Origin of the sequence: Leuconostoc fallax KCTC 3537, assembly GCF_000165675.1 — a bacterium.
GTDB classification, from domain to species: domain Bacteria; phylum Bacillota; class Bacilli; order Lactobacillales; family Lactobacillaceae; genus Leuconostoc_B; species Leuconostoc_B fallax.
Genome location: NZ_AEIZ01000023.1, coordinates 12,029 through 23,988 on the forward strand (window position 1 = coordinate 12,029; position 11,960 = coordinate 23,988).

General features: G+C 38.5%; 9 protein-coding genes and 1 pseudogene. 1 reads left to right on the plus strand and 9 read right to left on the minus strand.

Annotated features, from left to right (window positions below; genetic code table 11):
- Positions 1 to 6 precede the first annotated feature (6 nt).
- The 3 genes from LEUFL_RS0106655 to LEUFL_RS0106665 are packed head-to-tail and all read right to left on the minus strand — an operon-like array spanning position 7 to position 2,558.
- The gene (locus LEUFL_RS0106655) at positions 7 to 948 is read right to left on the minus strand and encodes a metal ABC transporter substrate-binding protein (RefSeq protein WP_010008348.1); all 942 of its coding nucleotides are present in this window, start codon (positions 946 to 948) and stop codon (positions 7 to 9) included.
- The gene (locus LEUFL_RS0106660; RefSeq protein WP_010008350.1) at positions 941 to 1,804 is read right to left on the minus strand and encodes a metal ABC transporter permease; all 864 of its coding nucleotides are present in this window, start codon (positions 1,802 to 1,804) and stop codon (positions 941 to 943) included. The genes LEUFL_RS0106655 and LEUFL_RS0106660 overlap by 8 nt, the downstream gene beginning before the upstream one ends.
- Positions 1,797 to 2,558, minus strand: coding sequence for a metal ABC transporter ATP-binding protein (locus LEUFL_RS0106665; protein ID WP_010008351.1), 762 nt, complete (start codon positions 2,556 to 2,558; stop codon positions 1,797 to 1,799). Before LEUFL_RS0106665 ends, LEUFL_RS0106660 begins: the two co-directional genes overlap by 8 nt.
- Before the next feature lie 104 nt (positions 2,559 to 2,662).
- Between LEUFL_RS0106665 and LEUFL_RS10230 the strand changes: the two genes are divergently transcribed.
- Positions 2,663 to 3,343 (plus strand): metal-dependent transcriptional regulator, encoded by a 681-nt coding sequence (locus LEUFL_RS10230; protein WP_010008353.1) that lies wholly within the window; start codon positions 2,663 to 2,665, stop codon positions 3,341 to 3,343.
- A gap of 19 nt (positions 3,344 to 3,362) precedes the next feature.
- Here LEUFL_RS10230 and LEUFL_RS11895 read toward each other — a convergent pair.
- The 6 genes and pseudogenes from LEUFL_RS11895 to LEUFL_RS0106700 all read right to left on the minus strand — a co-directional run bounded on the left by LEUFL_RS11895 (position 3,363) and on the right by LEUFL_RS0106700 (position 11,946).
- Positions 3,363 to 6,055: pseudogene (locus tag LEUFL_RS11895) on the minus strand (HAD-IC family P-type ATPase).
- Between the two features lie 100 nt (positions 6,056 to 6,155).
- Entirely contained in the window at positions 6,156 to 7,295 is a 1,140-nt protein-coding gene (menC, locus tag LEUFL_RS0106680; protein WP_010008356.1) for an o-succinylbenzoate synthase, read from the minus strand.
- Positions 7,285 to 8,049, minus strand: coding sequence for a 2-succinyl-6-hydroxy-2,4-cyclohexadiene-1-carboxylate synthase (menH, locus tag LEUFL_RS11900; protein WP_010008358.1), 765 nt, complete (start codon positions 8,047 to 8,049; stop codon positions 7,285 to 7,287). The genes menC and menH overlap by 11 nt, the downstream gene beginning before the upstream one ends.
- Positions 8,050 to 8,085: 36 nt before the next feature.
- Positions 8,086 to 9,756, minus strand: a complete 1,671-nt coding sequence (gene menD, locus LEUFL_RS0106690; protein ID WP_010008360.1) for a 2-succinyl-5-enolpyruvyl-6-hydroxy-3-cyclohexene-1-carboxylic-acid synthase — start codon at positions 9,754 to 9,756, stop codon at positions 8,086 to 8,088.
- Positions 9,749 to 11,014, minus strand: a complete 1,266-nt coding sequence (locus tag LEUFL_RS0106695) for an isochorismate synthase (protein ID WP_010008361.1) — start codon at positions 11,012 to 11,014, stop codon at positions 9,749 to 9,751. Before LEUFL_RS0106695 ends, menD begins: the two co-directional genes overlap by 8 nt.
- Positions 11,015 to 11,121: 107 nt before the next feature.
- Positions 11,122 to 11,946 carry a bifunctional hydroxymethylpyrimidine kinase/phosphomethylpyrimidine kinase gene (locus tag LEUFL_RS0106700; RefSeq protein WP_010008362.1) on the minus strand — a complete coding sequence of 275 codons (825 nt, stop codon included), beginning with the start codon at positions 11,944 to 11,946 and terminating at the stop codon, positions 11,122 to 11,124.
- Positions 11,947 to 11,960 lie beyond the last annotated feature (14 nt).

An 11,960-nucleotide genomic window follows, 5' to 3' on the forward strand; every position in this document is an offset into this window, starting at 1 on the left:
TGATGATTACTTATTCAAACCATCATGAATATGATCTAAGTTCCACTTCATCATACCGTAGTAAGTGTCACCATCAGTTCCCTCTTTAGCTAGAGAATCTGTATAGACCTTAGAATAGATTGGTAATCCTGTTTCCTTAGATACCTTTTCCATTGACTTTGGTGAAACTGAACTTTCAACAAACAATGATTGTACCTTTGTAGCACGAATCTTAGCCAACACTTGCTTCATTTGTTCAGGTGTTCCTTGAGATTCTGTGTTAATTTCCCAGATGTATGCTGGTGTTAAGCCGTAAGCTTTTGAGAAATACTTGAAGGCACCTTCTGAGGTTACCAACAACTTCTTGTTTTCAGGAATATCTGCAAACTTTTCTTTAGCTTGTGTGTCTAACTTTTGTAGCTTCTTAACATAAGCATCTGTACGCTTTTGGTAATCATCAGCGTTTTTTGGATCCTTCTTCTTCAATACATCGTTGATGACTTTAACGTATGAAATACCATTTTGTAAGTCTAACCAAGCATGAGGATCAAGTTCATTTGTTTGACCTTTACTTGTCAACTTCATTGGTGTCACATTTTTTGAAACTGCGAATACTTCTTTGTCATCCTTTTTGTTAGCATTCTTTGTTAATTCAGAGAACCAACCATTACCACCAGTTTCAAGGTTCAAACCATTGTGGAAAATAACATCCGCTTCAGTTGTCTTTGAAATATCTGTTGGACGTGGGTCGTATTCGTGCGGATCTGTACCACGCTTAACAATTGAGTATACTGAAACATCATCGCCACCAACATTTTTGACCATATCTTCTAAAATTGAATTAGTCGTTACAACACGCAACTTGTCATGCGCCGTTGATTTTTTACTACTTTCATGGTTAACAAACCATAAAACACCGCCAATAACAACAAACAAACCAATCAGTGTGATTGCAACTTTTTTAAACATTGGGTTCTCCCTTTTTTGCAATTCTTGATGTCAAGAAGCCTTGTTTTGGTGAAATAATAAATGAAATGATAAAGAATATTGAAGCTGTTAAGACGATTGATGGTCCAGATGCCCAGTTAAATGTATAGCTCAAGTACAAGCCAACAACTGAGGCAATAACACTTAAGATAGCCGACAAGACTAACATAAACTTCAATTTATTTGTCCATAGGAATGCAGTCGCTGCTGGTGTGATCAACATTGCTACAATCAAAATAATACCAACAGTTTGTAATGCAGACACTGTGACCAATGTCAACACAATCATCAAACCATAATGTAACCATTGTGTCTTTAATCCATATGATCGTGCAAATGTTTCATCAAATGATGAGATTAACAGTTCTTTGAAGAAAACTACGACGAACAAGACAACCAATGCGCCAACAATAACGGTTGTGATTAAATCAGAATCACTAACAGCCAAAACATTTCCAAACAAAATGTGATGCAAATTAGTGGTACTCTCTGCCATAGAAATCAAAATGAAACCAAGGGCAAAGAAAGAACTGAACACAATACCAATTGCCGTATCATTTTTTAACTTACTGTGTGTTGAAACAAAACCAATTAACAAAGCTGCTACGATACCGAACACAGACGCACCGATAAGCAAATTAACGCCAAGCATATACGCAACGGCCACACCTGGTAAAACAGCGTGGGAAATGGCATCGCCCATTAATGACATACCACGCAAAATGATGAAGCTACCAACCAAACCTGACATAATACCCACTAGGATTGATGTAATCAAGGCTGTTTGTAGAAAATTATATTGACCTAATGCGTCAATAAAGTTTACAATACTATTCATGGGAAACCCCCTCTTGTTTAGAATCATTATCATCTGTAAACAAGACATTACCGAGGTCTGCACTGAATGCCTTAGAGACATTATCTTTGGTATACACTTCTGCGACAGGACCAGCGGCCACAATACCACGGTTCAAAATAATCAAGTGATCAAAATAATCTGTTACCTTATTCAAATCATGATGAACCACAATAATTGTTTTGCCTTCTGCTCGCCATGTTTTAAGGATTGACATAATTTCGCTTTCACTCTTCATATCAATACCAGCAAACGGCTCGTCCAATATGACAATTGGCGCTGCTTGAACAATCGCACGTGCTACAAAGACACGTTGTAATTGTCCGCCTGACAAATCACCAATTTGACGCTCTTTAAAATTAAGCATGTTAACTTGCTCTAAAGCAGATAACGCATTTTGCTTGTCTTGCTTACTTGGCTCCTTAAAAAGCCCTAGACGGCCATATGAACCGCTCAAAACAACATCAAACACATTGATTGGGAATGTTAAATCTAAATTAGCTCTTTGCTCAACATAGGCTACTTGTTCACGATGAGACTCAATAGGCCTTTGATCAACACGAGCTACACCATTTTGGCGTTTAATTAAACCTAACGCCCCTTTAATCATGGTTGATTTTCCCGCTCCATTGGGACCGATAATACCAGTTATTGCGCCACTGGGGAACTCTACGGATAGATTATCTAATATCTGAGTATTTTGATAACCCACCGAGAGATTTTCAATTTTAAACATACACTTCCACTTCTCCTTACTTTTATTCTGTATTTAGGCGCACTTAAATTTTACTATATATTAAACTTAAATTAAAGTATAATTTTACCTGAAAGGACAATAATATGTCAGTATCTATGTCTAAGAAGCAATATCTTCAAACAATTTTCGAATTAAGTGGTCCAAAACAAGACCTCGTTGCCAATAAATCGGTTGCAGAACATTTACATTTAACACCGGCATCAATTTCGGAAATGGCAACACACCTACGTCAACACGGTGATATTGAAGTTGTACCATATCACGGCATGAAATTAACCGATCAGGGCTATGAGACGGCGATGAAATTAATTCGTGCACATCGAATCTTAGAAACATTTTTTGTTATCCACCTCAAAATGAGTTTAGCTGAAGCACATAAAAGTGCTGATGCCTTTGATCATGATTCTTCATTTGACATTACGAACCGCTTAGACGCCTTTCTCAATTTCCCTTCAACCAACCCAAGCGGACTACCTATTCCTAATCAAGATTATCAATTACCCCCGCATCAGTTTGATGCGTTAAGCTCTGTTCACGAGGACGACAAGTTCGTGATTACAGCATTAGCTGACGATTATGAATTATTACGTTTCTCCGAGACACTTCACATTACGATTAATTCCAAATGGCGATTATCGGGGCATCTCAGCGTTGATGACGGCTTTTATATCCAATCTCTAGATAATGACCAACAACAAATTGGTGTAACTGCTAAAATTGCCGCATTGATATTTGTCAAAACACTACCTGCTATTGAACAGTAAAAAAGCATTATTCTCCTAATTAGAATAATGCTTTTTTATTGCGCTTTAAACGCCAATATTTATCAGCTTCAGCAACAATTAATACAATAAACCCAGTAGCAATAATCAACAGCCAATGATTGAATTGTAAGGCTTGCGTTGAAAAGACTGTTTGCATAAATGGTACATAGGTTAAAATGAGCTGTAATACAATCATTATTCCAATTGCAATGAAGGCCATTGGATTACCCCATAAAGCAGAACTAAACGCTGGTGCAGATGTTCGAATATTAAATAAATAGAATATTTTACCAAAAATAATAATATTCACGGCAACAGTGCTGGCCACTTCAAAGGCAGTTCCAGACGCATTCAATGTTTCAAACGTAACTAAAGCAACCGCTGCTATAATGACACTAACATAAGTCATCTGTATCACATCATGGCGACTCATTAACTTATTGGTTGTTTTACGTGGTAGACGTTTCATAATGCCCGGTTCAGCTGGTTCGAATATAAAGGCTAACTGAATAGTGATTGCTGAAACCATATTAATCCAAAGTAATTGTGTTGGAGTTAAAGGCATCGGTTGTCGTAGTAAAATGCTCATGACAACAATCAGTCCTTCAGCAAAACTTGTCGGTAGCAAAAATAAAATAGTTTTACGTATATTATCGTAAAGTCGTCGCCCTTGCCTAATTGCAACTTTAATTGTTGAGAAATCATCATTAGCTAGTATCATGTCTGCAGAATCTTTCGCAACATCAGTACCTTTAATACCCATCGCCACACCAATATCAGCTTGTTTCAAAGCTGGTGCATCATTCACACCATCCCCAGTCATCGCCGTGACCAAACCATTGGCCTGATAAGCCTTGATGATACGTAATTTATCATATGGTGTTGTACGTGCAAATATATCACGTTGCGGTACAACATCTCTCAACTCATCATCCGATAAGCGTTCAACCTCTGAACCCGTCATTGTCTGAATGTCATCTGATAATCCCAACTGTTGCCCAATAGCTTTCGCAGTAGATGGACTATCACCGGTAATCATTTTGACACGAATGCCTGCTTGACGCATATCCGCAATTGACTGAATCACTTCAGGACGCGGTGGATCAATAATGGCAGCTAAACCAAGTAACTGAATCCCTTGTTCCGCCAGAAGTTCATGTGTAACTTCTTGTGTATTATCTGGCACATCAAGATAACCAACCGCAATAACACGCTTACCCGTTTGTGCGAAATTTTCAGAAGCATCATCCCAATACTGTCGCTTAAAGTCTTGTTGTTGTTCAGATAGCTTAAATAGCACATCTGGCGCACCCTTAATCGCAATGAAACGTTTACCCTTTTGATTTTCTACAAGACGTGCAATATAACGATAATCCGAATCAAATGGGATACGATCAATCTCTTTTAACTTTGGTTCTTTAACACCAAAGGCTTTATAATAAGCTGACAAAAATGACGCATCAGTCGGCTCACCGTTCACCACCCATTGGCCTTTATCTTCGGTTAAGAAGGTGTCATTGGCTTGTTGCCCCATCGTTAGGAACATCTCTAATTTTTCATCAGTTGTTGGATCAATGATTTGGTCCTGCCATAAAATATCGCCATTGGGCTGGTAACCGGTTCCGGTCAATTGATAATGGCGTTCATCAATCAATATATCTTGGAGCGTCATTTCATTTTTAGTTAACGTCCCAGTTTTATCAGATGCAATGATATCAACAGCACCCAGTGTCTCTGCAGCTGGTAGTGTTTTAACAATCGCTTGTTGCTTCGTCAGTTTTTGAACACCTGTGGCTAAGATAACCGACGTTGCAGCGGGCAACCCTTCAGGAATGGACCCAACAATCATCGTAATAATAGCCATAGCCAGTACTGGTAACGTATAGATATTCATAAACCAGCCTAAAGCAAACATCGCAACTGCCACAAAGATAATAAACCAAGAAATGCCCTTACCTAAATTATCTAATTCTTTTGTTAGGGGTGATTTATTCTGCGTTGCATCAGACACATTTTTAGAAATTTGGCCAATCTCGGTATGAATACCAGTCGCGACAACAATTCCAGTAGCACTACCGTTACTAACAGCCGTTGAAGCATATGCCATATTGTTTCGTTCAGCTAGTGGTGTGTCTTTTGGTAAAACCAGACTATCCTTCAAAACAGAATCGGCCTCACCAGTTAGTGTGGCTTCTTGAATTCTTAAATTATCAGTATCTAGTAATCGTAGATCTGCTGGGACGTTATCACCAGCTTCTAAATAAACTAGATCACCTGGTACCAATTCACGTGCAGGAATATAAACCCGCATGTTGTCTCGAATAACAGTAGCGTTAACAGATAGCATTTGCTTAATATTTTCAAGTGCATTAGATGCGTTCACCTCTTGAAAATATCCGATAAAGGCATTAATCACAACAACCAAACCAATAACAATCGCATCAGAATAGTGTCGCATTAACAATGTTAGCAATGCAGCAACAATCAGAATATATACAATAACGTTGTTAAATTGTCGCAAAAAATTAACCACTTTGGTGTTGGTTTACTTGTTACCTCATTGAAGCCAAATTGCTCAATACGTTTTTGAGTTTCAGATTCCGTCAGTCCTTGCGGATAATGACCTGCTAAATCTTCTGTCACTACTTGCCATTCTTCGTTATAAAATAACGATCCAGGTTCTTCTTTATCATGATTATTTGGTGTTTGCATATATCTTTTAGACTCCTAATTATGCCCATTTTTATACCACATCAATATATGTTAATGGTAACATCAGTACTTTTTAAGTGTCAAAGAAACTGCTTTCATGCTAACTTGTAAAAACTTGTGGTGTGGCAGTGAGGTGTTGCTTTATTATCGCTTCATCAATGGTTACGCCAATACCATATTCTGTTGGCACCTTAATGTGCCCGTGGTGAATGGTCAAACGCTGATGAATAATATCTTGCTCAAAATACCGTTGGCTATCTGATATATCACCAGGAAATGCAATACCCGGTAAACTAGCTAATGCCAAATCCACTGCTCGACCCAATCCGCTACTTAACATGCCGCCAATCCAAGGCAAAACATGGTGCTGTTGGGCAAGTCTAATCGCTTCAATGGCTGTTTGGATCCCTCCTATTTTCCCTTGCTTAATCGTTAGTACATGATTAGCCGACAAAGCAATTGATGTATGAATATCATCAAGGGCGTTAATACTCTCATCCAAACTTAATTTGATATTAGACATTCTCTGAAATGTTGCATGCTGAACAAAATCATGAACACCAAAAGGTTGTTCTATAAAGTCAAGATTTGGTGCGTCTAATGGTGATAAAGATTGCGCTGATGTTAACGTGAAACTACTATTAGCATCTAAAGAAAAATGTTGCGTTTTAAATCGTGCTAAGAGCCACTTAATTTGATCAAAATCTGTTGCCTTAGCATCTACCTTGAGCTTAATACGCTCATAACCCATAGCATGTGCTTGCTTAATTTGCGTTAGTAATTGTGACGGTTCCGATAATAAGGAAATCGCAATACCAACAGGTACTCGCTGGTGTATACCGCCAATCATCTGTGCCAGTGATTTGTGCTGTAGCTTACCCAATGCATCCCACAATGCCATTTCGATACCTGCGCGTGCAAACGATCCAAATGGTGTGATTTGTTGCAAATAGCTTGTGACCGCTTTAATATCTGAAAATTGGTAAGCTTTTAATGCGGGGATGAAGTGATGAGCAAGTAAATGACGACTTAACTGTTGATTTTCAGGGGCATAGGCACAATCAGCAAAGGACTGTACTTCGCCATACCCAGTCACTGTGATCCTTGAGCTCATATCTTGAACATCAATGGCAATAATCGTTAAAGGTCGTTCCTGCGTTGTATTATGCGCTGTACGAAATGGTGCCTTTAGCATCAATGCAATCGGCCATAATGTTATTTTTGAAATTTTATAAGTCATTTAATACGCTTTCAAGAAACTGTTGTGGTCGCTCAAGATGGCAATTATGGCCAGCCTGCGCCAAACAGTATAATCGTGCATTTGGTAACAGTGCTAGCATATCAGAACCAATCTGTCGGAATTTCTGGTCTAATTCGCCAACAATAACCGTAGTAGCTACATCTAAATGAGCTAGTGACGGCCAATAATTGGCTTGTTGTCCGGTTCCCATTTGAATTAATGAAGTTGCCATATTATTTGGATTTTGGTTTAAGCGTTGTTGCCGAATCTTAACTTTCAATTGGCTGGGTAAACGCGATTGACTTGCAAATAATGGCAATTGTTCCCACTTAGAAATAAATGAAGGAAAGTCATCTAAGAGCGCGGCAGCTCGTTGTTGATCTAATTGTCGCCGTTGCTTTTGCGTTGCTATCGCTGTCAAACCTGGGGAAGCACTTTCTAATATTAATTGCCGAAGCATTTCCGGGTGCTGTAAAGCAAATCCCAAGGCTAAACGACCACCCATTGAATAGCCTAGCAAATGGACATCATCCCAACCATACCATTTCAGAATAGCTGCTATGTCTATGATTTGTTGTGACATTGTAAATCGCCTAGTATCAGTTACCGTATCTGTTGTATTAAAGCCTAAGAGATTTAACGCGATAATTTCGCCAGGCAAATCAGCTATTATCGTATCGAAATCATGATAACTTCCCATAAAGCCATGTAGTAACAACCACTGGTAATTTGTATCATCATTTTTTGATGCCATAGGCTGTATGTATAATGATTGATTGTTAATGTCTGTTCATTCATTGAAATGTTCTCTTAGCATTTGAGTAAAGTCTTGGTGTTGTTCATAATTATCTTGTCTATTACTACTATATTCAATAATACGGGTACCAACAACCGACTGCCGTAGAATATCGCCTAGTCCTTGTGTTGTACTTATTTTTTCATACGTCAAATCATACAGCATTGCAATACGAGATAAATCTAACCCTAACGGTGTTCCAAATAACGTGTCAAAATATTCTTGTTGTTGTGCTTGTGGTAAAAATGAAAAAATACTGCCACCATTATTATTTGTCACAATAATATCTAATGGTAACTGATATTGTTTCCCCATCATTAAGCCATTCATATCATGAAAGAGCGCAATATCACCAATTAATAGTAAGCTTCTTTGTTCTTGACTAGTCGCTGCCATTCCCATTGCACTCGACACAACACCATCAATGCCATTAGCACCACGATTAGCATAAATATTATGTGTATGGCGACCAAGAAAGAAATTATCCATATCTCTAATTGGCATGCTATTAGAGACAAATATTGGTTGAGCATCATGGGTAAAGTGATCAATAGCATCAATTAAAGATAATTCACCAACATTGTGCATCAATTGATTTTGATATTTTTGATTCATTGTTTGCCATACTGTATAAAATTCTGACTGTACCGTGCTATTATTTTGAATTTGGGTCAACTGTTCCAAAAAGTTAGCCACTGCTATGGGCACAATATGTGAAGCGTGGCGTGAATGGTCATTACCAGCGTCTTCACCGACATACCAAGTGGTAACCTCATGCTTTTTCAACCATCCTAATAGTTGGCCAGCAATCGGCGTTGCACCAAAGCGAATAACAATATCTGGTAAAGCGTCATCATTTAAGATATCTGCTTTAATGAATTGATCAATTCCAGTAATAGTATGCGTATAACGCACCCGGCTTAACACATCTGCTATAACAGGAATATGATATTTTTCAGAAAAACTACGCAGTAATTCACTATAATCCTCGGACTCATTGGGTCCGCAAAGCAACAAAATCTTTTTATTCTGTAACGCTTCCAGAGTATTTTGTGGCACAATATTGGGCGCCATCGTCCACGTTAGCTGTTTAACGCGAAGCGGCGTGTCATCATTCATATCCGGCATCAAAGGTTTTCTCAATGGTAAATTAATATGAATGGGTCCTCTAGGTGCTATTTGAGCTTGATATATCAACTTCTGTACTTCGTATGCAATATATTCTGGCACATCCGGATGATTATCTTGCAGCGTGAGTTCTAAATCTTGTTTAACAAAATGGCTGAAGAGATGTGTTTGGGAGATCGTTTGTGGCGCCCCATTGTTTTGTAATTCTTGCGGTCTATCAGCGGATAACACAATTAATGGTATATGTGATACAGATGCTTCAGCAACGGCTGAAGTAAATTCAGTAATCGCTGTTCCTGAAGTGCCTAACACAACCACTGGTTTTAACGTGACTTTAGCAATACCTAAAGCAAAAAAAGCTGCTGAGCGCTCATCAACATCTACAAAAAGCGCTATTTTTTCTGATTCAGCTAATTGAGCTAACAGCAAAGCAATTGGTGTATTGCGGGAACCGGGTGACACGACGAAATGTCGAACGCCACTATGCATTAGTGCCGTAAGCAAATATTTTGTATTGATCGTTAGTGCATCAGTCATTCAACATATCCTCGATTAATTGTTGCATCGGTAAAAATTTTAAATCTGTCTCACGCCATTCCTCTTCGGCAGACGAATCTTGAAGAATCCCTGCCCCAGCAAATAATTTAGCCTGTTTTGTCTGACTATCAAAATGCATTGCGCGGATACCAACCACTAGCTCACCATCTCCTTGCAGATTAGCAATGCCCACAGGTGCTGCAAAAATCCCTCTTGGATATTTTTCATGCTGTTCAATGTATGCCAATGCTGTTGTCGTGGGCATACCACCTAAAGCGGGCGTGGGATGTAACTTGTCTACAAAATCAAAAATGGTCACTTTGGGTCGTTTAATGCCGCTAATTGGTGTATAAAGATGTTGAACTTGTTGATTTTGTAAAATAACAGGCTTATCCGGTACATTTAATGTCAAAGTTAAGTCCTTTAGCTGTTGATTAATTTGTTGGACCACGAATTGATGTTCAGCACGATTCTTAGTATCCTGCATGAGGTGCTGTGCTAATTCTTCGTCCCGATTATACTGTTGATTACGTTGGATTGTACCAGCCACTGCAGCGGTATAGATATGATGATTCACCAGTTTAACTAGCCGCTCAGGTGTTGCTGATACAAACCATTCATGATCTGATTTTAACAAAACATGATAAGTATTCGCTTGCTGCTGTTTTAACCGACTAATAATACGTGGAATGGATAAATTGCTTGCTAACTGAAGATGACGTTGACGTGCAAAAACGACTTTCTTTAACGTTGGCGTTTGTTTCAAAGTATCAATTAATTGGGTAGTCCTTTGGCGCCAATCTTGTTCATCTTGTTGTGTGAGAATACTATTTTTAATCTTTACAGATGCTGTCATTGTTCTAAATGGTGCTAACCACTGCTCATAATCAAATGTCTGACGCGTTCGACTATACTGATACCAATGCAATGACTGATTACTATCTATGTGTACCACGAGTTTTGGTAGAAACCATCGTCCCTGCATTAGACCATGAGATGGTTTTTGATCCGAAAATTGTTGCGCACCAAAAATCCAAGTGTGTGCAACATCTAATGATGACAATGCTTGATACCATTGCTTAAAATTCTTCTGGCCTGTTCCTTTTATCCATGTATCTAATTCACCATATGCTAACCACATATGACCATCTTGTGTAGATTCAAAATAAGCACCAACATCATAAGCTGCCAAAGCCTGAAGCAACCATTGTAATTCATCATCTTTTATTTTCTTACAGCCACTATTAACTGTGATCATTATTTTATTACTCCATTGCTACACATCAATATGAATAAAAACAGTAGCTATACGGCCCACTGTTTTCCAACTACTCGTCTATACGAGTAGATTATAATTAATGATATTCAACGATTCGTCCTACTATCATGGCAATACCGATTAGCGCCGGGCCAAACTGTCCCCACTGGTAATGTTTGGTTAAGTGTTATCCCTTGCTTAATGGCATGATAGACAAATTCTTTAGCATTAGTTATTGCTTCTTGTGCATTGGCCCCAATGGCATAATTTGCTGTAATACTAGCAGCAAATGTACAACCCGCACCATTATTACAAAGCAGTGATTGTTTAATTTTGTCTTGACTCAAAATGAAGTACCGATTATCTTCATCAAGTACCACATCAACAGCATCATGCCCAGCTAAGCGGTTACCACCTTTAATCACTATTGTTTGCCCAGCAACACTTTTAATCTGTTGGGCTGCATGTTTCATGTCGTCCAGCGTTTCGATGCTCTGATCTGCCAAAAGTTCTGCTTCAATTAAGTTAGGCGTAACGACTGTTGCTAACGGTACTAATTGTTCTCGAATAGCGCGCAATAAGCCCTGCATCTCAGTCCGATTTGTTTCTTTAAAAACCATGACTGGATCTAAAATAATCGGTATTGTCACATGTTTTAGTCGTTGCGCTATTAATTCAATCGCTTCAATATTAGGTACAAAGCCAATTTTGATAGCCGCAATGTCCGATAAGACCAATACTGAAGATAGTTGTTGTGATAATACATTTAGTGGTACAACATGAATATCAACAGCATCATCAATCACCGTCACAATGCTAGTAATAATACTCAATCCAAACAACCCATATTCGTTAAATGTCGCCAAATCGGCTTGTAAGCCACCACCAGATAAAGAATCAGAACCAGCTATTGTGAGTACTTTTTTAGGCAAAATAAAAACCTCCT

Coding starts and splice junctions, on each gene's coding strand:
- LEUFL_RS0106660 (WP_010008350.1), bottom strand. CDS start 1,804: ATGAATAGTATTGTAAACTTTATTGACGCATTAGGTCAATATAATTTT.
- menH (WP_010008358.1), bottom strand. CDS start 8,049: ATGGCATCAAAAAATGATGATACAAATTACCAGTGGTTGTTACTACAT.
- LEUFL_RS0106655 (WP_010008348.1), bottom strand. CDS start 948: ATGTTTAAAAAAGTTGCAATCACACTGATTGGTTTGTTTGTTGTTATT.
- LEUFL_RS10230 (WP_010008353.1), top strand. CDS start 2,663: ATGTCAGTATCTATGTCTAAGAAGCAATATCTTCAAACAATTTTCGAA.
- LEUFL_RS0106665 (WP_010008351.1), bottom strand. CDS start 2,558: ATGTTTAAAATTGAAAATCTCTCGGTGGGTTATCAAAATACTCAGATA.
- menC (WP_010008356.1), bottom strand. CDS start 7,295: ATGACTTATAAAATTTCAAAAATAACATTATGGCCGATTGCATTGATG.
- menD (WP_010008360.1), bottom strand. CDS start 9,756: ATGACTGATGCACTAACGATCAATACAAAATATTTGCTTACGGCACTA.
- LEUFL_RS0106695 (WP_010008361.1), bottom strand. CDS start 11,014: ATGATCACAGTTAATAGTGGCTGTAAGAAAATAAAAGATGATGAATTA.